This window comes from Rhodovulum bhavnagarense (assembly GCF_004343505.1).
GTDB classification, from domain to species: Bacteria; Pseudomonadota; Alphaproteobacteria; order Rhodobacterales; family Rhodobacteraceae; genus Rhodovulum; species Rhodovulum bhavnagarense.
Window position 1 is genome coordinate 128,022 of sequence record NZ_SLXU01000006.1, and the last position, 21,881, is coordinate 149,902.

General features: G+C 65.0%; 28 protein-coding genes. 10 read left to right on the plus strand and 18 right to left on the minus strand.

The genetic code is table 11. From position 1 onward, the window contains the following. The first annotated feature begins 12 nt into the window (after window positions 1-12). The 4 genes from flhA to EV663_RS08495 are packed head-to-tail and all read left to right on the plus strand — an operon-like array spanning window position 13 to window position 4,287. The gene (flhA, locus tag EV663_RS08480; protein ID WP_132951358.1) at window positions 13-2,100 is read left to right on the plus strand and encodes a flagellar biosynthesis protein FlhA; all 2,088 of its coding nucleotides are present in this window, start codon (window positions 13-15) and stop codon (window positions 2,098-2,100) included. Further along, window positions 2,097-2,867, plus strand: a complete 771-nt coding sequence (locus EV663_RS08485; protein ID WP_132951359.1) for a flagellar biosynthetic protein FliR — start codon at window positions 2,097-2,099, stop codon at window positions 2,865-2,867. The genes flhA and EV663_RS08485 overlap by 4 nt, the downstream gene beginning before the upstream one ends. Then, entirely contained in the window at window positions 2,864-3,952 is a 1,089-nt protein-coding gene (locus tag EV663_RS08490; protein WP_132951360.1) for an EscU/YscU/HrcU family type III secretion system export apparatus switch protein, read from the plus strand. The genes EV663_RS08485 and EV663_RS08490 overlap by 4 nt, the downstream gene beginning before the upstream one ends. Next, entirely contained in the window at window positions 3,949-4,287 is a 339-nt protein-coding gene (locus EV663_RS08495) for a hypothetical protein (RefSeq protein WP_132951361.1), read from the plus strand. The genes EV663_RS08490 and EV663_RS08495 overlap by 4 nt, the downstream gene beginning before the upstream one ends. Before the next feature lie 2 nt (window positions 4,288-4,289). Here the strand turns inward: EV663_RS08495 and EV663_RS08500 are convergent, their stop codons facing one another. Genes EV663_RS08500 through EV663_RS08540 form a run of 9 tightly spaced genes read right to left on the minus strand, consistent with a single transcriptional unit; the run spans window position 4,290 to window position 8,906 of the window. Continuing rightward, window positions 4,290-4,832, minus strand: a complete 543-nt coding sequence (locus EV663_RS08500) for a flagellar basal body-associated FliL family protein (protein WP_132951362.1) — start codon at window positions 4,830-4,832, stop codon at window positions 4,290-4,292. Window positions 4,833-4,843: 11 nt separating this feature from the next. Continuing rightward, on the minus strand, window positions 4,844-5,581 hold the full coding sequence (gene flgH, locus EV663_RS08505; RefSeq protein ID WP_132951363.1) for a flagellar basal body L-ring protein FlgH: 738 nt from the start codon (window positions 5,579-5,581) through the stop codon (window positions 4,844-4,846). Window positions 5,582-5,593: 12 nt separating this feature from the next. Next, complete coding sequence (gene flgA, locus EV663_RS08510) at window positions 5,594-6,028, minus strand: flagellar basal body P-ring formation chaperone FlgA (RefSeq protein WP_132951364.1); 435 nt, start codon at window positions 6,026-6,028, stop codon at window positions 5,594-5,596. Further along, complete coding sequence (gene flgG / locus EV663_RS08515; RefSeq protein WP_132951365.1) at window positions 6,028-6,813, minus strand: flagellar basal-body rod protein FlgG; 786 nt, start codon at window positions 6,811-6,813, stop codon at window positions 6,028-6,030. Before flgG ends, flgA begins: the two co-directional genes overlap by 1 nt. Window positions 6,814-6,833: 20 nt before the next feature. Then, window positions 6,834-7,553, minus strand: a complete 720-nt coding sequence (locus tag EV663_RS08520) for a flagellar hook-basal body complex protein (RefSeq protein ID WP_132951366.1) — start codon at window positions 7,551-7,553, stop codon at window positions 6,834-6,836. Window position 7,554: 1 nt separating this feature from the next. After that, window positions 7,555-7,821 carry a flagellar biosynthetic protein FliQ gene (locus EV663_RS08525; protein WP_132951367.1) on the minus strand — a complete coding sequence of 89 codons (267 nt, stop codon included), beginning with the start codon at window positions 7,819-7,821 and terminating at the stop codon, window positions 7,555-7,557. 4 nt (window positions 7,822-7,825) lie between these two features. After that, window positions 7,826-8,116, minus strand: a complete 291-nt coding sequence (gene fliE, locus EV663_RS08530) for a flagellar hook-basal body complex protein FliE (protein ID WP_132951368.1) — start codon at window positions 8,114-8,116, stop codon at window positions 7,826-7,828. A 10-nt stretch (window positions 8,117-8,126) separates the two neighbouring features. Beyond that, a complete protein-coding gene (gene flgC, locus EV663_RS08535; RefSeq protein WP_132951369.1) occupies window positions 8,127-8,519 on the minus strand; it encodes a flagellar basal body rod protein FlgC in 393 nt (130 codons plus the stop codon). A gap of 9 nt (window positions 8,520-8,528) precedes the next feature. Then, window positions 8,529-8,906, minus strand: coding sequence for a FlgB family protein (locus EV663_RS08540; protein ID WP_132951370.1), 378 nt, complete (start codon window positions 8,904-8,906; stop codon window positions 8,529-8,531). A gap of 84 nt (window positions 8,907-8,990) precedes the next feature. Here EV663_RS08540 and EV663_RS08545 point away from each other — a divergent pair, with 84 nt between their 5' ends. After that, the gene (locus tag EV663_RS08545) at window positions 8,991-10,406 is read left to right on the plus strand and encodes a FliI/YscN family ATPase (RefSeq protein WP_132951371.1); all 1,416 of its coding nucleotides are present in this window, start codon (window positions 8,991-8,993) and stop codon (window positions 10,404-10,406) included. 266 nt (window positions 10,407-10,672) lie between these two features. Here EV663_RS08545 and EV663_RS08550 read toward each other — a convergent pair whose 3' ends face one another. The 6 genes from EV663_RS08550 to EV663_RS08575 form a co-directional block, all read right to left on the minus strand. Beyond that, on the minus strand, window positions 10,673-11,473 hold the full coding sequence (locus EV663_RS08550) for a DUF1217 domain-containing protein (RefSeq protein ID WP_132951372.1): 801 nt from the start codon (window positions 11,471-11,473) through the stop codon (window positions 10,673-10,675). Then, complete coding sequence (gene flbT, locus EV663_RS08555; protein WP_132951373.1) at window positions 11,470-11,877, minus strand: flagellar biosynthesis repressor FlbT; 408 nt, start codon at window positions 11,875-11,877, stop codon at window positions 11,470-11,472. The genes EV663_RS08550 and flbT overlap by 4 nt, the downstream gene beginning before the upstream one ends. 14 nt (window positions 11,878-11,891) lie before the next feature. Further along, complete coding sequence (flaF, locus tag EV663_RS08560; RefSeq protein WP_132951374.1) at window positions 11,892-12,254, minus strand: flagellar biosynthesis regulator FlaF; 363 nt, start codon at window positions 12,252-12,254, stop codon at window positions 11,892-11,894. A gap of 77 nt (window positions 12,255-12,331) precedes the next feature. Continuing rightward, on the minus strand, window positions 12,332-13,180 hold the full coding sequence (locus EV663_RS08565; protein WP_132951375.1) for a flagellin N-terminal helical domain-containing protein: 849 nt from the start codon (window positions 13,178-13,180) through the stop codon (window positions 12,332-12,334). 200 nt (window positions 13,181-13,380) lie between these two features. After that, the gene (locus EV663_RS08570) at window positions 13,381-13,716 is read right to left on the minus strand and encodes a hypothetical protein (RefSeq protein ID WP_132951376.1); all 336 of its coding nucleotides are present in this window, start codon (window positions 13,714-13,716) and stop codon (window positions 13,381-13,383) included. Beyond that, the gene (locus tag EV663_RS08575; protein WP_132951377.1) at window positions 13,703-13,981 is read right to left on the minus strand and encodes a rod-binding protein; all 279 of its coding nucleotides are present in this window, start codon (window positions 13,979-13,981) and stop codon (window positions 13,703-13,705) included. Before EV663_RS08575 ends, EV663_RS08570 begins: the two co-directional genes overlap by 14 nt. Window positions 13,982-14,092: 111 nt before the next feature. Here EV663_RS08575 and EV663_RS08580 point away from each other — a divergent pair, with 111 nt between their 5' ends. Together EV663_RS08580 and EV663_RS08585 are read left to right on the plus strand one after the other, a co-directional pair. Beyond that, complete coding sequence (locus EV663_RS08580) at window positions 14,093-15,676, plus strand: flagellar hook-length control protein FliK (protein ID WP_132951378.1); 1,584 nt, start codon at window positions 14,093-14,095, stop codon at window positions 15,674-15,676. Window positions 15,677-15,689: 13 nt separating this feature from the next. Next, the gene (locus EV663_RS08585) at window positions 15,690-16,379 is read left to right on the plus strand and encodes a flagellar hook capping FlgD N-terminal domain-containing protein (protein ID WP_132951379.1); all 690 of its coding nucleotides are present in this window, start codon (window positions 15,690-15,692) and stop codon (window positions 16,377-16,379) included. On the opposite strand, the gene ubiB is transcribed toward EV663_RS08585, so the two are convergent. Continuing rightward, the gene (ubiB, locus tag EV663_RS08590; protein ID WP_132951380.1) at window positions 16,376-17,905 is read right to left on the minus strand and encodes a 2-polyprenylphenol 6-hydroxylase; all 1,530 of its coding nucleotides are present in this window, start codon (window positions 17,903-17,905) and stop codon (window positions 16,376-16,378) included. The two genes, EV663_RS08585 and ubiB, sit on opposite strands and share 4 nt — an antisense overlap. Continuing rightward, window positions 17,906-18,658, minus strand: coding sequence for a bifunctional demethylmenaquinone methyltransferase/2-methoxy-6-polyprenyl-1,4-benzoquinol methylase UbiE (gene ubiE, locus EV663_RS08595; RefSeq protein WP_132951381.1), 753 nt, complete (start codon window positions 18,656-18,658; stop codon window positions 17,906-17,908). It abuts the gene before it with no gap. A gap of 86 nt (window positions 18,659-18,744) precedes the next feature. Here ubiE and mutM point away from each other — a divergent pair, with 86 nt between their 5' ends. The 3 genes from mutM (at window position 18,745) to rpsT (ending at window position 20,865) form a co-directional block, all read left to right on the plus strand. Continuing rightward, on the plus strand, window positions 18,745-19,596 hold the full coding sequence (gene mutM, locus EV663_RS08600) for a bifunctional DNA-formamidopyrimidine glycosylase/DNA-(apurinic or apyrimidinic site) lyase (RefSeq protein ID WP_132951382.1): 852 nt from the start codon (window positions 18,745-18,747) through the stop codon (window positions 19,594-19,596). 61 nt (window positions 19,597-19,657) lie between these two features. Further along, window positions 19,658-20,434, plus strand: a complete 777-nt coding sequence (locus tag EV663_RS08605) for an enoyl-CoA hydratase (protein ID WP_132951383.1) — start codon at window positions 19,658-19,660, stop codon at window positions 20,432-20,434. 164 nt (window positions 20,435-20,598) lie between these two features. Beyond that, a complete protein-coding gene (gene rpsT, locus EV663_RS08610) occupies window positions 20,599-20,865 on the plus strand; it encodes a 30S ribosomal protein S20 (protein WP_132951384.1) in 267 nt (88 codons plus the stop codon). A gap of 55 nt (window positions 20,866-20,920) precedes the next feature. Here rpsT and EV663_RS08615 read toward each other — a convergent pair. After that, window positions 20,921-21,881 (minus strand): transposase (locus EV663_RS08615; protein WP_132951385.1); only part of this gene is annotated, 961 nt, incomplete at its 5' end.

Consider the following 21,881-nt stretch of genomic DNA (forward strand, 5'->3'; position numbering starts at 1 on the left):
TGGGGTCGGACCATGCTGAACCTGCAATGGTCCTTGCTGTTCCGCCCCACGATCCTATTGGCGCTGGCGCTGATGGCGGTAATCGTGATGATGATCCTGCCGATGCCGGCCTGGGTGCTGGATGTCGGGCTGGCGATATCCTTCGCGCTGGCAATCCTGGTTTTTACCGTCACCCTTTTCGTCGAACGACCGCTGGATTTCTCGGCTTTTCCGACCGTTCTGCTGGCCGCATTGATGTTGCGGCTGTCGCTGAATGTCTCGTCGACAAAGCTGATCATCGGGCAGGGTCATACCGGCACCGGCGCCGCGGGCGAGGTGATAGAGGGCTTTGCGATGTTCGTGATGGGCGGCAGCGTGTTTCTCGGGCTCGTGGTCTTTGGCGTGCTTATGATTGTCAATTTCATGGTCATCACGAAGGGTGCAGGTCGCATGGCCGAGGTCGGTGCGCGCTTTGCCCTGGACGGGATGCCGGGCAAGCAACTCGCGATCGATAGCGACATGGCCGCGGGTGCCATCGACCACGCCGAGGCGCGTGCGCGCCGAGAGCGTGAACAGGCCGAAACGACCTTTTTCGGTTCGCTGGACGGCGCGTCGAAATTTGTCAAGGGCGATGCGGTGGCCGGGCTTCTGATCACCCTTCTCAACCTCGTGATGGGGCTCGGGATGGGGGTGTTCGTGCATGGCATGCCTCTCGGGCGCGCGCTTGAAACCTATGCGATCCTGACCGTGGGCGACGGGCTGGTCAGCCAGATCCCCGCCGTCATCATCTCGATCGCCGCGGCGCTGTTACTGTCGCGCGGCGGGACCAAGGGGACGGCGGATGCCGCGGTATTCAGCCAGCTTGGACGCCATCCCGCCGCACTGGGCACGGTGGGCATCCTGATGGCGCTGTTCGCGCTGGTGCCCGGCCTTCCTTTCGGGCCTTTCATGGGCGGGGCGGCTTTGTTGGCGGGCGGCGCCTACCTGTTGCACCGCAAGGCCGCGGCCGTCGCGGCAGGGGCGTGCGTACCCGCGCCATCCCCCGCGCCCGAACGGCCGGTCAGGCTGGGCGATCTGCTGGACCTCGACGATATTCATCTCGAATTCGCGCCCGATCTCGTGCGCATGGTGCTGGACCCAGGCACCGGAATCGAGGCCCGGATCGGCGCGATGCGGCGTCATGTGGCCGAACGGTTCGGACTGGTCTTGCCGGATATCCGCCTGACCGACAGTCCCGCCTTGTCGCCGGGTCGTTACATCATAAAGATCCAGGGGGTAGAGGCTGCGCGCGACCGGCTCCATCCTGACCGGGTTCTGGTTCTGATGGGCGAGGATGACCCAGGCTTGCCGCATGGCGACGATGTGCGCGAGCCGGTTTACGCTGCCCCGGCCCGCTGGGTTGATGCGACGCAGCGCGAGGCGTTGATGCTTGTCGGTCGGACCGTGGTCGAGCCGTCAGAGGTTCTGGCCACCCACCTGCTCGAGGTGATCACCGGCAACCTTGCGAGGCTGATGTCGAGCAAGGCTTTGCGCCGCCTTTTGGACGAGGTGACGGAACTCTCCGATCCGGACCGGGCCGCCGCCAACCGCCGCATGATCGAAGAATATATTCCGGAAAAGGTTCCGCCGGAACTGTTGCTGACGGTTCTTCGCCTGCTCTTGGCAGAACGGGTTTCGATCCGGAACCTTGGCCTGATCCTCGAGGCTGTTGCCGAGGCCCGCGCGCCCAATGTCACGCCCGAGGAGATCTGCGAACATGTTCGTCAGCGGCTCGGCATGCAATTGGTGGCCGAGCATCGCCGCGACGACAACACCCTGCCGCTGTTGCAGCTTGCGCCGGACTGGGAAGAGCGGTTCGCTGAGCATCAGGTCGGGTCAGATGCCGGTTGCCCAGATATCGCGCTGCCTCCCGAAAGCTTCAACCGCCTGGCCGGGGCGGTTGCGGACAGGCAAGCGCGAGCCGCCGAGGCGGGGCTTTCGCCGGTTCTTGCCGTGCCGGCGCGACGAAGGCGGTTCCTGCGGACCGTCCTTTCGGCCAAGGGTATCGCAATCCCGGTTCTGTCCTTCGAGGAAATCGGCACACATGCGCGTCCTGCGCTTGTCGGTACGGTGCCGCCATGACTTTCGTGTTCGACGAACTGATGGCGCCCTGGCAGGGGCTGACACTGGCGGGGATTTTCGTGTTCATTCGCGTCGGCGCGGTGCTGGCGCTGTTGCCCGCCTTTGGCGAACAGACAGTTCCGGTGCGAGTACGGCTTGCACTGGCCCTGGCCTTTGCCGTCGTCGTGGCGCCTGCGGTCAGTCCCGCGATTGCCGTTCAGCCGGGGCTTGCGCCGCTGGCCCTGAGTGTTGAGGTCGCTGCGGGGCTGGCGATGGGTTTGGTGCTTCGGCTGATGATCCTGGCCTTGCAGATGGCAGGTGACATCGCCGCACAGGCGACCTCTTTGTCGCAGATGCTGGGCGGAACGACGATGGACCCGCAGCCCGCGATGGGCCGGTTGATGGTGATGGCGGGGTTGGCCCTGGCCACGATGACGGGCCTGCACGTGCGCGCGGCCGAGGCGATGATCCTGTCCTACCAGGTTTTGCCCGTCGGCCAGCTACCGCCTGCGGCGGTATTGGCCGATTGGGGCGTGACCGAAATCGCGCGCGCCTTTGCCCTGGCGGTAAGGCTGGCCATGCCCTTTGTCGCAGCGGCCTTTCTTTACAACCTGGGGATCGGGGTTATCAACAAGGCCATGCCGCAACTTATGGTTGCTTTTGTCGGCGCCCCTGCAATCACGGCCGGCGGTCTTGGCCTGCTGTTGCTGGCCTTGCCCCCGCTCCTCGATCTTTGGCGGGCGCGGCTGGACGGGGTGCTGTTGATGCCGTTCGGGGGCGGAGGATGAGCGCGTCCGAGGACGGTCCGGCCGGTGAAAAGCCGCATGACCCCACCCCGAAAAAGCTGGAAGATGCGCGCAAGAAGGGCGAGGTGCCGCGTTCGACCGATCTCGATACTGCGGCGGCCTATGCGGGAATGTGGTTGGCGGCGCTGGCGTTTGGGACGACCAGCCTCGGTGCGCTGGGCGGGCTGGGGGCCGGGCTGTTGGGTGGTGCCGATCGGCTGGCCCCGCTGTTCCTCTCCGATGCCACGCAGCCGCCGATCGGTGGCCTGCTATGGGCGGTGGGGGCCGGGGCGCTTCCATGGCTGGCGGTCCCGGGCCTGGCGATCATGGCCTCGATCCTGACGCAGCGCAGCCTTGTCTTTGCGCCATCACGGCTGAAGCCCAAGCTGTCGCGGATTTCCCCCGTTTCCAACGCGGCCCAGAAATTCGGGCGTTCGGGTTTGTTCGAATTCGCCAAGAGCGCCGTGAAACTGTTGATTTACGGCATCTTACTGGGGGTTTACCTCGCGGCCAACCTGGAACAGGTCCTTACCCTTATACGACTGGATCCGGGGCCGGCCAGCGCGGCCTCGCTGCGCCTGGGGGTCGGGTTCATGGGAGTCGTGGTTGCCATTGCCGGCGTGTTCGGGGTGATCGACCTGCTGTGGCAACAGGCCGAACATCGCCGTCGTCACCGCATGTCGCATGAGGATCTTAAGGAGGAGATCAAGCAGGCCGAGGGTGATCCCCAGATGAAACAGCAACGACGGCAACGGGCGTTCGAGATCGCGACCAACAGAATGCTTGCCGACGTACCAGGGGCTGATGTGGTGATCGTCAACCCGCGGCACTACGCCGTGGCGCTATCCTGGGACCGCACCGCGGTTGGTCCGCCGGTCTGCGTCGCGAAGGGCATGGACGAGATCGCGGCCCGGATACGAGAGGTCGCGGCCGAGTCCGGCGTGCCCATGCGGCGCGATCCGCCCACGGCCCGCGCGATTTATGCCACGGTTGACATCGGTCAACCGATCCGGCGCGACCATTATCGCGCGGTTGCCGCCGCGATCCGGTTTGCCGAAGCGATGCGCCAGCGGGCCCGGCGGCGGTGAACCGATCCGATCCCCGCCTGGAAGAGTTGTGCCGACTCAGCGCGGCATTGCGGGCTACGGCGCTGGCCCGGTTGGCCGCAGCCAACGCGGAACTGAACCGGACCGAGGCGGAACTGGAAGGCCTCGCTGCCGCGCGGCAAGGACAGGCCATTGGCGATATCGCGATGCTTGCCGCAAGCGGGTCAGCGCGGGCGCTCTGGCTTGCCGCACGGCGTCGCGCGCTGAGCTCAGAGCTTGAGTTGGCCCAAGCCCGTCGGGCCGCCTGTGCGCAAGAGGCACGGCGCGCGGTCGGGCGCGCGCAGGCGATCGAGCGGCTGGTGCAAAAAGGGCGCTAGGCTCAGGCGTCCTGCCGAACCAGATCGACGATCAGCACGTCACGCGCCAAGGGGCCGAGGATGGACTGTGCGACCTCCTTCAGGGCCCCGCGCAATAACGTCATCCGGCCGCTTTCGGTAAACGCGCCGTCAAACCCGCCGGCATTGGCATGATCGAACATCACCCGCAGGAAAGCATCGCGCAGCTTTGGTTCGCGCGCGTAGACGATTTCCTTGCTGCCGATATCGACCTCCAGGCTCAGGGACATGACCACGAGGGCCGACATGCGGTCACCATGGACTACGGGCACGACGAATTGGTTGTTAAGCTTGATGTAATCGGCCCCGGCCACGGTGCCCGCCGCGCCATGGCCGGGCGACGTCGTCGGCGCGGCCGGGGGTGGCCTGCGGTCAGGTGGCGTTTCGGTTGCCCCGCCTGCCGTGCCATGATCGCCGTTTTCATGAGTGCCGACATGGCCGGCCGCGTCGGGTTTCAGCGCCAGGCCAGTACCGGCCCCGGCGCCGAGGCCGAGCAGGGCCAGCACAAGAGGAAGAAACTTGCCCATCGCAGTACCTTTCAGAACGGTAGAACCAGGTCAGTGATCTGTTGGCCCCAGGGAGGTTGCTGCATGTCGGTGATCTGGCCTCGCCCGCCATAGGAAATCCGGGCCGAAGCGATCTTGTCATAGGTGATTTCGTTCTGCCGCGAGATATCGTCGGGACGGGCATAGCCGGTGACGATCAATTCGCGCATCTCGAAATTCACGCGCACCTCCTGGCTGCCCTCGATGCGCAATATGCCGTTCGCCAGCACTTCGGTTACCGTGGCGGCAACGCGCAGTTCCAGCTTTTCGTTGCGCCGGACCGATCCTGATCCGTCATGGCTGGTATCGGACCGTGTCTCTATGGCGGGGTCCGTGCCGGCACCGTCTGGCAGGTGCGGCGCGATGTGCTGGGGCAGGCCGAGGAACTGGGGTACACCCATCGATTGTCCGCCGCTGCGGCTGCGTTGACTGGCATTCGAAATCTCTGCCTTTTCGTCGATCTCGATGACCACGGTCAGGATATCGCCCCGCTTACCGGCGCGGCGGTCGCCCAACAGTGAACCATGCCCCGCAGGCCACAGCGAGGCCGCATCGGCGCGCTGGCGGTTGTCCAGCATGCGCGGCAGGGTTCCGGGCGCGGCCATGGCGTAATAGGCATTCGATCCTTCCACCGGGTCAAAGGCGGGGGGGCGACCGACCTCTTCTAGTCGTTGGCAGGCGGCCGCCTGGATCGCGAGAACAAGGATTGCAAGATGGGCAAGGCGTGGCATGGGCGCGGTTCCTCAGCGATGAAGGGCGGGGCCGACGGTGACACGACCCTCGGCGGTGACGGTTCCGGTAACGGTACTGCGCGAGTCGAGGTTCATCACGCGCACCCGGTCCCCTGCCCCTGCGCGGTCCAGCGCGCGCGCCTCGGCACGAATGGCGAGACCCCCGGCGGCATAGGTGACTGTCACGATCTGGTTGCGTTCGACCAGGGCGGGCGGACCCAGATCGGGCACCATGACCGGGCGGCCGGGATAAAGATTGATCCGGGCCTCCTGGCCGATGGCCTGCGCAGGATCGCTAAGCGCGCCGGGCACCGTGCCGGGGGCCAGCGCGATATCGGCCGCAGTCAGTATCGTGGTGCTGCGGATTGCGCGCGTGGCGATCAGCGTCTCGGCCATGGCCGGTGAGACGACGGCGGCCAGGGCCAGGATCAGAGCGGGGGCACGCATCATCGCACCTGGGTGGTGGCGGCAAGCATCTGGTCGGCCGCCGTGATGACCTTGGCGTTCAACTCGTAGCCGCGCTGGGCCTCGATCAGTTCGGTCACCTCGCGTACCGCATCGACCGAGCTGTCTTCGAGATAGCCCTGCCGCAGCGTTCCGAACCCATCCTCGCCGGGCGTCCCGCCGAGCGGCTGGCCAGAAGCCTCTGTCTCGGTGAAAAGGTTTGACCCGATTGCCTCAAGTCCCTTTTCGTTTGAAAAGAGCGACATGTTTAACTGGCCCAGCATCTCGGGTTCCACGGCGTTGGCGAAATAGGCGTAGACCTCGCCCTCGGAGGTGATCGAAACGCTGCGCGCATCGTCGGGAATCGTGATGCCGGGGGCGATGGCGAAGCCGTTCGCGGTTACGATAAGCCCATCTCCGGTACGCTGTAGCGACCCGTCGCGTGTATAGGCGGACTGCCCCGAGGGCAGTGTCACCTCTAGATAGCCGCGGCCCTCTATCGCGATGTCAAGGTCGCCCCCGGTTTGCGACAGCGCGCCCTGCGTCAGTGCCACGCCGATCGCGGCGGGACGCACGCCCAGACCGAGTTGCACCCCGGTTGGCAGGACAGAGCCATCTGCGGCGGTGATCGTTCCGGCGCTGGCAAGCTGTTGGTAATGCAGGTCGGCGAATTCGGCCCGACGGGCATCATAGCCGGTGGTGTTCATGTTGGCGAGGTTGTTGGAAATCACCTCGACCCGCATCTGCTGGGCGGACATGCCGCTGGCGGCTATTGTAAGGGCACGCATCTTTGTTTCCTTTTCCGGTCTCAGCTTTCGCCGAGGGTGCGCAGGGCGGCGCGGATACGCTCGTCCTCTTTTTCGAGAAGGTTCTGACCGGCCTCATAGGCACGCTGAACCTCGATCATGCGGGCGATCTGGGCCATCGGGTTGACGTTGGACTGTTCCAGAACCCCCTGCACCAGCCGGCCACCAAAGACGGGCACGGGCGCCGGGCCGGCGTCGAATAGCGCGCTTCCTGTGCGAGAGATCGCCGCCGGATCGGCAGGGGCAAAAAGCCCGATCCGGGTCAGTGGCTGACCGTCGGCTGACAGCGTTCCATCGGCGGCAAGCGCAATGCTGCGCGCATCGGGCGGAACAAAGACCGGCGCGCCGCCCTCATCCAGCAAACGGTGGCCATCGGGCGAAACCAACTCGCCCAGTGCATCGGGGGTAAAGCTTCCGGCTCGGGTCAGGCGCGGCCCCTCGGGCGTGTCCAGCAGGAAAAAGCCTTCACCCTCGATCGCAAAATCGAACTGTCCGCCGGTGCGCCGCAACGGCGCCTGTGACAGATCGACGTTGCGCACGATTGCATGGGCCATGGACAGACCCTCTGACCCCTGGCCAAGTCGGGCGACATGTTCGGCAAAGATCAGCCCCTCGGCACGATAGCCGGTGGTGGTCATGTTGGCGATGTTCTGCGCGATGCCCTGCATTTCGCGCATCAGCCCGCTCTGACGGGTCAGGGCGGCATATCCGGCATTTTCCATGCTAAATCCCTGCAATCAAAGGTATTATCCGGTCCGCGAAAAAACCGCTCAGCGTTTCTGTCATGAATCCCATGCAGGTCCAGAACACCGCCAGCATCGCGGCAAGTTTGGGCACGAAGGTCAGTGTCATTTCCTGCACCGAGGTCAGCGCCTGCAACAGGCCGATCGCGACCCCGGTCACGAGCGCGGCGGCAAGGATCGGCAGCGAAATCACCATCGCGATCCACAGGCCTTGGCGTAGCGTGTCGTAAAACACCATGTCAGTCATCCCGTCACACCGGCATCCGCAGGATTTCCTGGTAGGCCTCGACCACCTTGTCGCGGATGGTCACGGCCGTTTCGACCGCCAGTTCGCTCTGGGTCAGCGCCTGAACCAGCGCATGCGGATCGGCGCCGCCGGTCATCGCCGCCATGGCCGTCCGTTCGCCATGGCGGATCGTTGCATCCAGGCCGGCGGCAACGCGGGCGAACCCGTTTTCGGCCGTGTTCTGCAAAGGCTCTGGCTGGGTGGCGGGACGTGCGCCGGCATAGCCCCTGAGGGCTAGGGTGGTGTCGATACTCATCCGGGGTCTCCTATTGGCGCAACAGGTCCAGCAGGCCGCGCGACATCTGCCGGGCCTGGTCGAACAGTTTCAGGTTTGCCTCATAGCTGCGCTGTGCCTCGCGCGCGTCGGCGATTTCTATCATCAGGTTGACGTTGGAACCCTGGTAATGGCCGCTGGCATCAGCCAGCGGATGACCGGGCCGGTAGATGCGTTCGGGCGCGGTGGGGTCCAGCGTGACGGGACCGGTTCGCACTGTGCCTGGCGGCTGGCCGATCGTGCCCGCCGGTTCGAAGCGGGTCAGCTTGCGATGATAGCCAGGCGTATCGGCATTCGCGATATTCTCTGACACATGACGCAGGCGCGTGGCCTGCGCCCGAAGTCCGCTGGCCGAGATCGCCAGGCTGTCATTGAGCAGGGTCATGTCATCCTCCTATCGGGTTCGGCCAAGGCTGGTGCGCAGGATACCCAGAGCAGAACGATAAACGCTCAACGCCAGGGTGTTCGCGCGTTGGGTTTGCGCCGCGCGCAGCATCTCTTCCTCGAGGGAAACGGTGTTGCCATTGGGGGCGGCGGGGGCCATTGCCGGACGTATGCGCGGCAGGGTGTCGGCTCGGGTGGCGCCCAGATGACCCTGCCGCGTAATGCGCAGGGGCAGGGTGGCAACGGCGCGATAGCTGTCGGAAAAGGCCGCGACATCGCGCGCCCGATAGCCCGGCGTATCGGCATTGGCGACATTGCGGGCGATGATGGCCTGTCGTGCGCTTGCATGGCGGGCCAGCGCCTGGGCCATTTGCAGGATCTCGGGCATCGGGGCTTCTCCCTCGGTTTCAACCGATGCTTAAGGGCGATTCCTTTAGAAAGCGTAAGGTACGAAACAGGAACGGATGTCGTCATGACCCATAGCCCCTTTCGCCTGCTAGAGGCCCGGCTGGCCGCGTTGACCCCTTTCAGGCATGTGGGGCACGTCGTTGCGGCCGGTGGTGGTACGCTGCGAATCGCGGGGCTGTCGCATGGCGCGGGGCTGGGCGACCTGGTCGAAATCCGGCATGGGCGTGGCGCTTGCCGCCTTGGTGAGGTTATCGCGCTGGCCGAGGGGATGGTGACCGTCCTGCCCGACGGTACGCCAGACGGCGTGTCGGTAGGTGATTGCGTTGCCCTGCTGGGTCCGGGCGAGATTGCGCCGCATGCGGGCTGGATCGGCCGGGTGGTAGACCCGTTCGGGCGACCGCTGGACGGGCGGCCGTTATTGCCGGGGCCTGTGCCGCGCCCGCTGCGGGCCGCGCCGCCCCCCGCGGCGCAGCGGCGCGGCATGGGCGCGCGGCTGGCAACGGGGCTGGCGGTTTTCGACACGCTCTTGCCCATCGTGCGCGGACAGAGGGTCGGGTTGTTCGCGGGGTCCGGTGTAGGCAAGTCGACCCTTCTGGGTCAGCTTGCCCGCGGGCTAGAGGCCGATATCGCGGTCATCGCCCTGATCGGTGAACGCGGACGCGAGCTGGGCGAATTCGTGGCCGATGTGTTGGGGCCAGAGGGTATGGCCCGGTCGATCGTGATCGCGGCCACCTCTGACCAGTCGCCGCTGGTTCGTCGTCGCGCGGCCTGGGCCGCGATGGCTGTCGCCGAACATTTCCGCGACACTGGCCGGCACGTCCTGTTCCTTGCCGATTCGGTCACCCGTTTCGCCGAGGCTCATCGCGAGTTGGCGCTGGCCGCCGGAGAGTCTGCGGCGCTTCGCGGCTATCCGCCCTCGACCGCGCAGGCGATCATGTCATTGGCCGAACGGGCGGGGCCGGGGGCGGACGAGGCGGGCGATATCACGGCGATATTTTCTGTTCTGGTCGCCGGGTCGGACATGGAAGAGCCGGTCGCGGATATCCTGCGCGGTGTGCTGGACGGGCATGTCGTGCTTGACCGCCGCATCGCAGAGCGGGGCCGGTTCCCGGCGGTGGATTTGTTGCGTTCTGTCTCGCGCAGCCTGCCGCGCGCGGCCAGCGGCACCGAGAACCTGTTGATCGCGCGGGCCCGCCGGTTGATGGGCGTTTACGACCAGGCCGAGCTGATGATCCAGGCCGGGCTTTATCCCGAGGGCAGTGATTCCCAGATCGACGCCGCGATCCGGGTCTGGCCGGGCCTTGATGTCTTTATGACAGAGCATTCCAGCGCGGGCGTAGCCCAAAGTTTCGACCGGCTTTCAGCCGTCCTGGGCGCGGCCTCGCCCCTGCACGCGGCGCCGCAGGGCGCCGTTCCCGATGCCGGGGCCCGCGCCTTGGTCGGGGTCAGCACCCGGCCCGTGCCCGGTGCTGCGGCCTGAGCTTGGGCCGGGACGGGAGGACGTGTTTTCTGACGCAACGGGGCCGGATCAGGGGGCGGTCGGCGTCTGCCCGCCCATGTCGGGGGCATCGCGCGGTACTGAGGCAGTCAGTGTTGGGATGGCCAAGGTTGGGCCGACGGTCCCGCCCCGGCCGCCCCGGCATCTTGCGCCCGCGCACGAGGACAAGCGGTGTTGCGCCGATGCGTTTTGTGGTCGTTGCGGCGCCATTGCCCGGCCTGCCACAAGCAGTAAGGCCCTCGTTCGCGTCAGCGCGCGCCACCAACGGCAAGAAGTTGCAAGGCGATCTGCCCAGAACTTGCGATGCCGAAATCGTTTATTTCCCGCCGGATCATGAAATTCTGGATCAGCTTTTCACGGGTGGCCGAGTCCGTGAATTGCGTCACGGAATCGGCGCCGAACATCGCCGCCACCCGTGTTTTGTAGACACCCAGTTGCCGGTCGAGATCGAGCGTGGCAAAGGCGTCGGGCAGGCCAAGGGCCGTGTCGAATACCGCCCTCACCGCGGGTGTGCCCATGATCGTGTACCACTTGGCGTTTTCCGACGAGTCCCCGACGGCGATGCCCGCGAGTTCGCGCTCAAGATTCATTGCGAGACGCAGGGCGTCATCGCGTTCGCCCACGGCCCTTTCGAACTGGCGCGTCTGGAACCTGTTGACGATCTCTTCGACGAATCGGGGGTCTCTTACCCGTGCGCTCACTTGACCGCCGCTGGAAAACGCATTGGCAAAGTCCAGCCACCGCTTGTCGGGCAGTTGGTTGGCCAGCGCGTCGGGATCGGCGGTGTCTTGTTGCAGAACCTTCTTGATCAGGTACTTTGACGCGATCTGGTCGTCGAGGCCAAAGGCGCCGAGTGCGACCTTGAGCAACCTGTAATCGGAAACCAGGTCATTTGCATCAAGGGCCTTGCCGATCATCCCTCTGAAATGGTCGGCCTCTGCCCTGAGGCCGGGGCCTTGTGCAAAGGTTTGTTGTTGGCGTTCCATCGTGCGTTCGAGGAAACGCCAGCCCGCATAGCCGGAAAATGGCACGATCGGCTGAAAACTCATTGCGACCGAGCCGTCGCAGGCAGGCGTTCTTCGCGCGGCAAAAGCCGCCTCAGCGACCTGAGGGTGTCGTAATACTGTCCGGACATGAGAGATTGCGTTGCCAGCCCGATCTGGGCGCGGCTATCGGGATCGACAAGAACCTGGCTGAGTTGTTCGATCCCGCGCAGCAATCGCGGCCGCATGTCGTCGGCCGCACTGTCGCCTGACAAGATCAGTTGCGCCATGTAGCAGAGTCGGCGCACCGGGGTCACGGCATCTTCGGGATGAATGGCGTCACGCAGGCGCAGGATCGATGCGTTGGGGGTCTGGATCGAGAGTCTCGTGCGCCTCTCGCCATTTTCGACCACCGCCCCATTGATCAGAAGTCGTTCGCGCGGGCCGAGTTTTAGTATAAGTCCGCTCATGGTATTCCCCGTTATCAGGACAGGCCGCGCATGATCGCGGTGTTGATCTCGATCAGGGGGGCGGCATCGGCCCGCCGTTCCAACACCTTTGAACTGTGCTGATCGGTAAATTCGTAGAGAAAGAACAGGCGCGCCCGCAGATCATTGGGCAGGGCGTTTCTCGTGTCGGCAACGTCCAGCGCCAAAAGGCGCCAGAGCTTGCGGTTTTCATGCAGCGCCGCAGCAAGTTCCGGGAAACCGTCCGGCCCGCCCGATTGTGCCCGTGTCATGCGGGCCGTAATCTGGGCAAAGGCCGCGTATTCGGTGGCGCGGGGGGTGCGGATCTGGTTCTGGGCGGGGGCCGAATAGCCTCTTTGTGCCATGATCTGGGTGTTCACGAGCTATCCCTTTGTTCCGGTGAATGGTATTGTCTCATACGAAAGGGCCGGGGCTGTTCGGCCCTGGCCCGATCGTCTTAGCGAAACAGCGACAGGATGTTCTGCGGCGCCTGGTTGGCGATCGACAGCGACTGGGTCGCCAACTGTTGTTGTACCTGCAGGGCCTGAAGCTTGGCCGAGGCCTCTTCCATGTTGGCGTCGGTCATGACGCTGATGCCGGCCTTGAGCGCGTCGCCCATGGCGCTGACAAATTTCATCTGGTCCCCGATCTGTGCCGACTTGGCGCCGAGATCGGCGCCCGCCGTCAGAACGGCCGTCCGCATGGCCTGGATCTCACCGATCACCGTGTCAGCCGTTGTCGAAGTGCCATCGAGCGGCGTGAAGGTGACGTTATTGACGCCCGCGCCAGACAGATTCGTGGCGCTAACCTCGATGGTGTCGACGGTTGAGTCGCCGCCCGGTGTCGCACGGACGACGGAGGAGGCGATGTTCAGGCTGGCCGAGGTTCCGTCCACGGTATCGTTCAGCAGGTTGATGCCATTGAACTGGGAGTTGGTCACGACCGAGTCCATCTTTTCTTTCAGCGCCTCGATCTGCTCGTTGATCTTGGTAAAATCGGCGCCTTCGCTCTTGCCCGAGACGGCCAGGGCCTCGATTTCGTCGAGCGTGCCGGTCAGCTGGTCGATCCCCGCAAGCGCCACGTCGACTGTCGCCTTGCCGACCCCAAGCTCGTCCGAGATCGTGTTGAACATGTTGGCGTCACTGCTCATCTTGGTCGCGATTGACCAGACCGCCGCATTGTCCTTGGCCGATCCGATCGCCTTGCCTGTCGAGATCATGTCCTGGGTCTTGGACAGGTCGTTATTGATGGTCTTGAGCGTTTGCAGCGCAACCATCGCGCTGTTGTTGGTGAGAATGCTGGACATGGGTCCGTCCTTTCGGTGAGGGGCGCTTTGCGCCTGTGCTGACTGCCCCGGTGGGGGCGGTGGACGGTCTTCTGACCCCTGCGGTTCGGTCGGCCGGCCCGCGCCGCCCGGTAGGCCGGGCGCAGAACAACCCTCGCGTCAGCCGGTTAAGCGAGGGTGAATCCGTGCGGCCCCGATCCTTTGCATTTGAGCTAACTCGTTCACGCCCGGCGGATCGGATCGCGCGACGGGCCGCCCAGCGCCGCGCGCTGGCCCCGGCTGTCATAGGTGCGCAGCCCCCCTGCTGCCCCCCGCCTCGCCAGGTGGTCAGCCGCGCTGGCCAAGCCGCGTCGCACGCTGTCCAGCAGCCGGGCGTTCCGGCGTGTCGCGTCACGCAGGTGCGCGCGCATCGCCGGGTCGGGGCGGGGAGCCTCGGCCAAGCGATCGGCCAGCCGTTCCTTTTCATGTGCGATCCGGGCCAAGGCATCGAAATCGGCAAGGCGCAGGGCCTGCTGTTCGCGCAGCAGCACCGCCAAAAGATCTTCAGCCGGTGTCATCTGACCGCTCCTTCAGGGCCTCGAACAGTGATTCGGCCAATCCGATTCCCCCGGCGCGGGCCATCATCTCTGCTTGCTCCCGGCGCAGGAAAGAGGAGAATTGCGTCTCTCCGGCGCCGCCGCCAAAGGGGCCGGATCGCGCATCAAGCCCCGCAGATTTCAACATTTCGGCGAGAAAGAGTGCCTCTATACGCAGGGCAGCCGCGTGTAACGTGGCGGGCGGCGCGGATTGTCGGACAGACCCGTCGGTCAGGGGCGAGAGCATCGTGGTCTCCTTCAAATGCGAGTCGTTTTTCGGGATATGACGCGGGGCCGGTAAAGGTTCGGTAACTGGCACCGGGGCAGGTTGGCACCATCGACCCGGAAAGGAGAGCCGATGACCAGTGCCGTTTCGATCGCACCCGGCCCAGTGTCGCGACCCGCGCCGCCTGTGCCGGTGCGGGCCGTGTCGTTGACAGATGCGCCGGGATGTTTTGGCTGGGAACAGGTTGTCGTGACGGTCAAGGCCGCGTCTGGATACGTCGCGCAGGCGGAAACCGTGGCATCTCATCGGCAGGCAGAGGCGATAACGACCCCACCCGAGGAGGGCGCCGTGACCGGGCTGATCGCGCCTGCCACGGCTGGTGTGGCTCGACCGCTTGCCGATCTCGCATTCGGGGAAGGAGGGACGCTTTCCGCCTTCGACGGGGATGGGGGGCGGCGCCATGAAGGCCAGGTATGCCCGCTCGCTTCGACCGCCTTGCATGGCGCGCCGCACCCCGTCGCGGTGGTCGTCGAGTCAGGGGTTGAACCGATCCCACCGTGCCCTGTCCTGTCGGCCGGTGATGGCCATCTTGCGGCTGTCCCGCGGGGCGTCGAGGTCATGTCGGCGGGTCGACAGGGGCGTATGTCGCCCCAACCCGCGACAGGGGAAGAAACGGGTCGGGAACGCCCCGCCGGGCGCAATGTCGAGGGGCCGATTCAACCGGTTGCCCGCTTGATCGCGGGGATGACGAACCAGGTCCCTATGGGTGGCCTGATCGCGTCAGAGGCGACCGTTTCCGCCGAAACTGATCCGCGTCGCGCCCGGCTTGATGCCAGCCAAGGGGCGGGGCCTGAAATGGGTCAGGTCAAGCTGTCGGCGCAACCTGGTGTGGTCTCTTCCGATGCCATGGATTGTGCGGATTCGCGGGTGCCCCCTGTGCCCAGCCGGGCCGTGGCGGTTCCGCCGCAAGCGACCGGGAAAAGCCTGGCGGCCCTGTCCCGGCCATTGGATGGCGGGGGGATGCCGGGGTTGGATATTGCCGCGCCGGGTGCGGCCTCGGGGGATGAACGTCGTGTCGCACGTCCGGCGGTGTCAGGGGTCCGGCCTGCCGCGCCTGCCGGTTCGTTTCCGCCACCCGCGGGCATGGTAATAAGAGATCCTTCGTCGCCCCTTCCGGAGGGTCCGCGCGGACCCGTAGAGTTGGACCCGGCGCAGATCGATCTGCCCCGAGAGGATTTGCCGGGCGGCTTGAGCGCCACCACGCCCGCCGCACAGGGCGAAGGGACGATCACGCGCCCCGGCGCTGCGCATTCTGGCGGTTTAAGCCCTTCCCAGATGAACGCCCTGGCCGAGGCCATGTCGCGGCTGCGCATGGACGGCCGCATCGAGCTCACCCTGGACCCGGTGGAGCTGGGCCGGGTGCAGCTCAGCCTGATGCCCGGCGAACAGACGATTACCGTCGTTCTGGCGGCGGACCGGGCCGAGACGCTGGACCTGATGCGGCGCCATGCCGACACCTTGGCCGGTGCGTTGCGCGATCTTGGGTATGACTCTGTATCTCTTGATTTTTCGGGGCGTGGCGCGGGGGGGGATGGACTCCCTTACGCGCCATCCCTGCCGTCCTCGGGGCCTGTTCCAGCGGACGGCCTGGTCTGCGACCCGCCGGGCGAGGGTGTCGCCCGCCGCGGGGTAGGCGGGCTGGACCTGCGTCTTTAGAAAGGATCCACCGATGGACAGCACGAGCATTCATTCATCCGGCGCGGCCCCCGTGCAAGCCGCCACAGGCACCAGCGCGGCGGACAAGGCTGCGATCAGTTCTGATTTCGAGACCTTCCTGAAGATGTTGACCGCGCAGATGCAGAATCAGGACCCTCTGAACCCGATGGATTCGACTGATTACGCGGTGCAGATCGCCACCTTTTCAGGTGTCGAACAGCAGGTCCGCACCAACCAGTTGCTGGTTGAGATGTCCGGTGCGCTGGGCGCGACGGGGCTGTCGGCCTATGCCGGCTGGGTGGGGCAAGAGGTGCGGGTGGCCGCGCCGACCTTGTTTGACGGTGCGCCGGTTACCGTGGTTCCACAGATCGCCGCAGGTGCTGACAGCGCGGTTCTGGTGGTGCGTGATGCCGCCGGGGCCGAGGTACAGCGTGTCCAGCTCGGCCTCGATCCCGCGCCGCTGGACTGGGCCGGGATCGGGGCCGATGGCCGTGCGCTGGCCAGCGGCACATACGGTTTCACCACCGAAAGTTATGTTGATGGCGTCCGCATCGCCGAAACGCCTGCTCCCAGTTTTGCGCGCGTGATAGAGGTGGTCGCGGGCGAGGCGGGCGTATCTCTGCGACTTGCAGGCGGGGCAGAGGTCGCCGCCGATAGCGTGGGCGCATTGCGCGCGCCGGAGGCCCACCCTTGCCAGGGCTAGAACAGTGCCGCCACCGCCATGCCGAACAGCGTGAATGCCGCGCCGGCCGCCATCCACTGGACCGGGCGAAGGCCGTTGTCGCGCACCGGGGCGTGCTTGGGGTTGGATTGTGCGATCAGGGCAGATTCCGCCAGTTCGGGCAGGCGTGGACCAAAACGGGCCAGGACCCGCGTGGTTCGGGCCAGATCGCGGGCCAGCGCCTTGGGGCCGATATTCTGCTTGATATATTCCTCGACCACCGGGCGCGCGACCTCCCAGATATTGATCGAGGGGTTGAGCGAGCGCGCCACGCCTTCGACCACCACCATCGTCCGTTGCAGCAGGATCAGTTCGGTCCGGGTGGCCATGCCGAAACGTTCGGTCACCTCGAACAGGTAGGCCAACAGTTTCGCCATCGAGATATGCGTGGCATCCATGCCAAAAATCGGCTCGCCCACCGATCGAAGGGCCTGCGCGAATTCGTCGATGTTCTGGTCGGGCGGGACATATCCCGCCTCGAAATGCACCTCGGCGACGCGGCGATAGTCGCGCCGGATGAACCCATACAGGATCTCGGCATAGACCCGGCGGGTGTATTCGTCGATCCGGCCCATGATCCCGAAATCGAAGATCATGATATCGCCGTTGGCCGCCACCTTCATGTTGCCCTGGTGCATGTCGGCATGGAAATAGCCATCGCGCAACGCGTGGCGAAGGAACATCGACAATACGCGCTCGCCCAGCACATACCGGTCATGGCCCGCGGCATCCAGCGCGGCGTTGTCGCCCAGGGCCACGCCCTCGCACCAGCCCATCGTCATAACCCGCTTGCCCGATAGCGGCCAGATCACGCGCGGCACGACGAATCCCGGATCGTCATGCGTGTTGGCATCGAATTCGGCCGCGGCAGAGGCCTCGATACGCAGGTCGAGTTCGCCGGTCACCACACCGTCGAAATGCGCGATCACATCCGTCGGGCGCAGGCGGCGCGAGAACGGTGCCAGGATCTCGATCGTCGATGCTGCAAGGTAGAAAGCATTGATATCACGCCGAAAGTTTCTTTCGACATTTGGACGCAGCACCTTGACGGCAACTTCTTCGCCGGTGCGGGTGATGCGGGCGCGGTGGACCTGTGCGATAGAGGCCGCGGCGATCGGTTCGGAAAATTCACTGAACAATTCGTCGGCGGGCAGCCCGAGTTCCTGCGCCACGGTCTGCTTGGCGACCTCGACCGAAAACGGTGGCAGCTTGTCCTGGAGATAGCGCAACTGGCCAGCCATCTCGGGGCCGACCACGTCCGGTCGGGTCGAAAGGATCTGGCCAAACTTGATATAGGCCGGTCCCAATGCGGTGATCGCGCGGGTGGCCGGGGGCAGCTCTGGATCGCCCTTCTTGCCAAGCCACTTGATCGGCCAGCCGAAAATCCGGGCCATCACGCGCACAGAGGCAGGGGCCTCCATTGCCTCAAGCACGAAGCGGTTGGCACCGGTGCGTTCAAGCGTCGCGAGCGTCTCGAACAGACGCCAGATATTGTGAGGACCGCGCACCTAGATCTTCCAGCCCGAATGCAGCGCCGCGATGCCCAGCGAAAGGTTGCGGTATTTCACCTGCCCGAATCCGGCGTCGCGGAACATCTGGGCAAAGGTTTCCTGGTCGGGAAACTTGCGGATCGATTCCACCAGGTACTGATAGCTGTCGCGGTCGCCCGCCACGAACTGGCCCATCACCGGGATCACGTTGAACGAATAGCGGTCATAGGCCCATTGCAGCATCGGGTTGGGCATCTGGCTGAATTCCAGGGTCATCATCCGCCCGCCCGGTTTCAGCACGCGAAAGCCCTCGCGCAACGAGTCCTCGATCCGGGTGATGTTACGCGTGCCGAAGGCGTTGGTCACGACATCGAAACTGTTGTCCGCGAACGGCAGCGCCATGCCGTCGCCCACCACCCAGGACAGGCTCTCGCCCATGCTCTCGGCCTCGGCGCGCTTGCGGCCCTCGACCAGCATCGATTCGGTCATGTCGCAAACCACGGCCGTCGCTCCGGGCGCGCGGCGCAGGAACCGGAACGAGATGTCACCGGTGCCGCCCGCGACATCCAGCAATCGCTGGTGCGGTTGCGGCGCCAGCCAATCCATCATCGCGTCTTTCCAGACACGGTGGATGCCGGCCGACATCAGATCGTTCATCAGGTCATAGCGCGAGGCCACACGGGTAAACACCCCGTGCACCATTCCCGCCTTTTCCTCTTCGGCGACGGTCTGGAAGCCGAAATGGGTGGTTTTCTGGGCTTGCTCTGTCATGGGGCCTTGCCGTGGATGGGTCGCGCCCTTCTTATAGAGCGCTTGTCGGGGGTTACAATGCGTTGCCGGAAAGAGGAAAGGGCCGAATGCCCGAATTGCCAGAGGTAGAGACAGTGCGTCGCGGCCTTGTCCCGGCGATGGAAGGGCAGGTGATCGCGGCCGCGCAGGTCAACCGGCCCGACCTGCGCTGGCCCCTGCCTGCGCGCATGGCCGAGCGGCTGACGGGGGCGCGCATCGTCCGGCTGGGGCGGCGGTCGAAATACATCCTGGCCGATCTGTCGACTGGCGAGACGCTGATCGTGCATCTGGGCATGTCGGGGCGGATGCTGGTGTCGGGCGTGATCATGGGCCGGTTTCATCACGACCACCCTGCCCCTGCAAAACACGATCACGTGGTCTTTGACATGGAGGGCGGCGCGCGCGTCACCTTCAACGACGCGCGCCGGTTCGGCGCGATGGACCTGACCCCGACCGCGCAGGTTGACCGGCACTGGCTGCTGGCCGGGCTGGGGCCGGAACCGCTGGGCAACGCCTTTCACGAGGATTACCTGGTGGCGCGGCTGCGGGGCCGGATGACGCCGATCAAGGCGGCGCTGCTGGATCAGCGCGTGGTGGCGGGGCTGGGCAACATCTATGTTTGCGAGGTGCTGTATCGCGCCGGCATCTCGCCCAGGCGCAAGGCGGGACGGATCGCCGCGCCGCGCGTGGCCGGCCTGGTCCCGGTGATCCGCGACGTGCTGTCCGAGGCGATCGCGGCGGGCGGGTCGTCCCTGCGGGACTACCGCCAGTCGGACGGGGAACTGGGCTATTTCCAGCATGATTTCCGCGCCTACGGGCGCGAGGGCGCGCCCTGCCGCACCCCAGGATGCGTCGGCCAGATCGTGCGAATCGTGCAATCGGGACGGTCCACCTTCTATTGTCCGCAATGCCAAAGATAACTTGAAAGCGGGGTTCAGCCTGCTAAGGACTCGGGCCTGAATGCAATGGAGGCCGCCACCGATGGCTTACAAGACGCTGATCGTCGAGATCGAGGACCACATCGCGCTGATCCGGCTGAACCGGCCCGACGCGCTGAATGCCCTGAATGCCGAACTGATGGCCGAGCTGGCCGACGCGGTCACGGCGGCGGATGCCAATGACAAGGTTCGCTGCATCGTCCTGACCGGTTCGGAAAAGGCGTTTGCGGCCGGTGCCGACATCCGCGAGATGAGCGGCAAGAGCTTCGTCGACGTCTATGCGGGCGATCTGTTCACCAAGGATACCGAGCGGTTCCTGGCCTGCCGCAAGCCCATCGTCGCCGCGGTCTCCGGCTATGCCCTGGGCGGGGGATGCGAATTGGCGATGATGTGCGATTTCATCATCGCGGCGGACACCGCCAAGTTCGGCCAGCCGGAAATCAACTTGGGCGTGGTCGCGGGCATCGGCGGAACACAGCGCCTGACCCGGATCGTGGGCAAGTCAAAGGCGATGGACATGCACCTGACCGGCCGCTTCATGGGTGCCGAAGAGGCGGAACGCGCGGGGCTGGTGTCGCGCGTGGTGCCCGCCAAGAAGTTGATGGAAGAAGCCATGGCCGTGGCCGAGAAGATCGCCGAGAAATCGGCGCTGACCACGATGGCCGTCAAGGAATGTGTCAATCGCAGCTATGAAACCACCCTGCGCGAGGGGTTGTTGTTCGAACGCCGTATGTTCCACATGATGTTTGCCACCGAGGACCAGAGCGAGGGCATGCAGGCATTTGTCGAAAAACGCGAGCCGCAGTTCCGCGACAGGTAACGCTTTTCGTCTTTTCTTTCGCTCCGATCTGACCTATAGGCCGGGGCTTACATGCGTGTGAGGCCCGCTTGGCCGGAATCAGCCGGTAGATGCAAACCCGGCCGGGGCCTCGGTTCGCGCCAGAAATTTTTGACGTCGAGACCCGGAGAAGGGAACAGATACAAATGGCAAATTCGCCCCAAGCCAAGAAGCGCGCCCGCCAGAACGAGCGCCGTTATGCCGTGAACAAGGCCCGCCGTTCGCGCATCCGTACCTATCTGCGCAAGGTCGAAGAGGCTATCGCCTCGGGCGATCAGGCGTCCGCCCAGGCCGCCTTGCGTGCCGCCCAGCCCGAGCTGATGCGTGGCGTCACCAAGGGCGTCATGCACAAGAATACCGTGGCGCGGAAAATGTCCCGCCTTTCGGCACGGGTCAAGGCGCTGGGCGCCTGAACGATCCTTTAACCATAGGTAATGGAAAGGGGCGCGCCGCAGGGTTGCGCCCTTCCTAAGAAACAGCCTCTGTCTGGGGAATGGGCTCCAATGCAAAACCGAGGGTCTTGGCGCGCCGTTGAAGGTTGGAGAGCACGCGTTTCCGATGTCGTTCATCATAGGCTGCAGCCCCTTGATCCTGATATGTCATGCCATGGCGGATTGCGTTGTAGAACAGGACCGCAATCTTGCGCGCCGTCGCCGTAACCGCCTTCTGCTTGCCTATGCGCGATGACAGTCGGCGGTAAAACGCGCCCAGGGCCGTATCGCTTTTGCCAATCGTAACGGCTGCCAAGCGCAAGAGAGAGGCCGCGCGACTTGAGGACCGGCGCGTCCGCGAGGACAGCAGCTTGCCCCCAGAGATCTTGTTACCCGGGGCCAAACAGAGCCAGGAGGTGAAGTGCTTGGCGCTCTGCCAGGCGCGCAGGTCCGTGCCGCATTCTGCCACAAGCTTCAGAGCCAGCGACGGGCCGAGGCCGTGGATCTGCGTCAGGTCTGTGCCCAACACCCCGTAAAGCGCCGCTCGCACATCAAAAGACGGCGCGTTGTGCTGCCTGCCTTTGATCCGTGCTTTCGGCAGCGAAGCCAGATCACCTTCAGCCCGGACAGTCAAAGCGGCGACTGCCGCTTCCAGCTTCCGGTCGCATGTCTCAATCTGTGCTTTGTAAAAGTCGTAAAGCTCCAAAGACTGTGTCAGGGCAAAGACGTGCTCCTCACGGTCGTTGCCGACCAGCGCGGCCTTGATCGTCTCCATCGAGGATTTGCAGCGAATATCCCGGAACGCGGCAAGAACCTCCGGATCACGCTCGCCTCCAACGATGGCACGGATGATCCGCATGCCCGTCGCGCCCGTGATGTCGGAGACGACATGATGCAGTTGAAGGTTCATCTCCATCAACGCCTTCTGCATGTGCTGGATGTGAGCGGCGGCATACTCGGTGAGCCGTTCCCTTTGCCGCATGTAGGCGCGCAGGGTG

Bases quoted from the DNA above. Each gene is read 5' to 3' on its own strand.
- flhA (WP_132951358.1), top strand. From the start codon at position 13: ATGCTGAACCTGCAATGGTCCTTGCTGTTCCGCCCCACGATCCTATTG.
- EV663_RS08485 (WP_132951359.1), top strand. From the start codon at position 2,097: ATGACTTTCGTGTTCGACGAACTGATGGCGCCCTGGCAGGGGCTGACA.
- EV663_RS08490 (WP_132951360.1), top strand. From the start codon at position 2,864: ATGAGCGCGTCCGAGGACGGTCCGGCCGGTGAAAAGCCGCATGACCCC.
- EV663_RS08500 (WP_132951362.1), bottom strand. From the start codon at position 4,832: ATGGGCAAGTTTCTTCCTCTTGTGCTGGCCCTGCTCGGCCTCGGCGCC.
- flgH (WP_132951363.1), bottom strand. From the start codon at position 5,581: ATGCCACGCCTTGCCCATCTTGCAATCCTTGTTCTCGCGATCCAGGCG.
- flgA (WP_132951364.1), bottom strand. From the start codon at position 6,028: ATGCGTGCCCCCGCTCTGATCCTGGCCCTGGCCGCCGTCGTCTCACCG.
- flgG (WP_132951365.1), bottom strand. From the start codon at position 6,813: ATGCGTGCCCTTACAATAGCCGCCAGCGGCATGTCCGCCCAGCAGATG.
- EV663_RS08520 (WP_132951366.1), bottom strand. From the start codon at position 7,553: ATGGAAAATGCCGGATATGCCGCCCTGACCCGTCAGAGCGGGCTGATG.
- EV663_RS08525 (WP_132951367.1), bottom strand. From the start codon at position 7,821: ATGACTGACATGGTGTTTTACGACACGCTACGCCAAGGCCTGTGGATC.
- fliE (WP_132951368.1), bottom strand. From the start codon at position 8,116: ATGAGTATCGACACCACCCTAGCCCTCAGGGGCTATGCCGGCGCACGT.
- flgC (WP_132951369.1), bottom strand. From the start codon at position 8,519: ATGACCCTGCTCAATGACAGCCTGGCGATCTCGGCCAGCGGACTTCGG.
- EV663_RS08540 (WP_132951370.1), bottom strand. From the start codon at position 8,906: ATGCCCGAGATCCTGCAAATGGCCCAGGCGCTGGCCCGCCATGCAAGC.
- EV663_RS08545 (WP_132951371.1), top strand. From the start codon at position 8,991: ATGACCCATAGCCCCTTTCGCCTGCTAGAGGCCCGGCTGGCCGCGTTG.
- EV663_RS08550 (WP_132951372.1), bottom strand. From the start codon at position 11,473: ATGAGTTTTCAGCCGATCGTGCCATTTTCCGGCTATGCGGGCTGGCGT.
- flbT (WP_132951373.1), bottom strand. From the start codon at position 11,877: ATGAGCGGACTTATACTAAAACTCGGCCCGCGCGAACGACTTCTGATC.
- EV663_RS08565 (WP_132951375.1), bottom strand. From the start codon at position 13,180: ATGTCCAGCATTCTCACCAACAACAGCGCGATGGTTGCGCTGCAAACG.
- EV663_RS08570 (WP_132951376.1), bottom strand. From the start codon at position 13,716: ATGACACCGGCTGAAGATCTTTTGGCGGTGCTGCTGCGCGAACAGCAG.
- EV663_RS08575 (WP_132951377.1), bottom strand. From the start codon at position 13,981: ATGCTCTCGCCCCTGACCGACGGGTCTGTCCGACAATCCGCGCCGCCC.
- EV663_RS08580 (WP_132951378.1), top strand. From the start codon at position 14,093: ATGACCAGTGCCGTTTCGATCGCACCCGGCCCAGTGTCGCGACCCGCG.
- EV663_RS08585 (WP_132951379.1), top strand. From the start codon at position 15,690: ATGGACAGCACGAGCATTCATTCATCCGGCGCGGCCCCCGTGCAAGCC.
- ubiE (WP_132951381.1), bottom strand. From the start codon at position 18,658: ATGACAGAGCAAGCCCAGAAAACCACCCATTTCGGCTTCCAGACCGTC.
- mutM (WP_132951382.1), top strand. From the start codon at position 18,745: ATGCCCGAATTGCCAGAGGTAGAGACAGTGCGTCGCGGCCTTGTCCCG.
- EV663_RS08605 (WP_132951383.1), top strand. From the start codon at position 19,658: ATGGCTTACAAGACGCTGATCGTCGAGATCGAGGACCACATCGCGCTG.
- rpsT (WP_132951384.1), top strand. From the start codon at position 20,599: ATGGCAAATTCGCCCCAAGCCAAGAAGCGCGCCCGCCAGAACGAGCGC.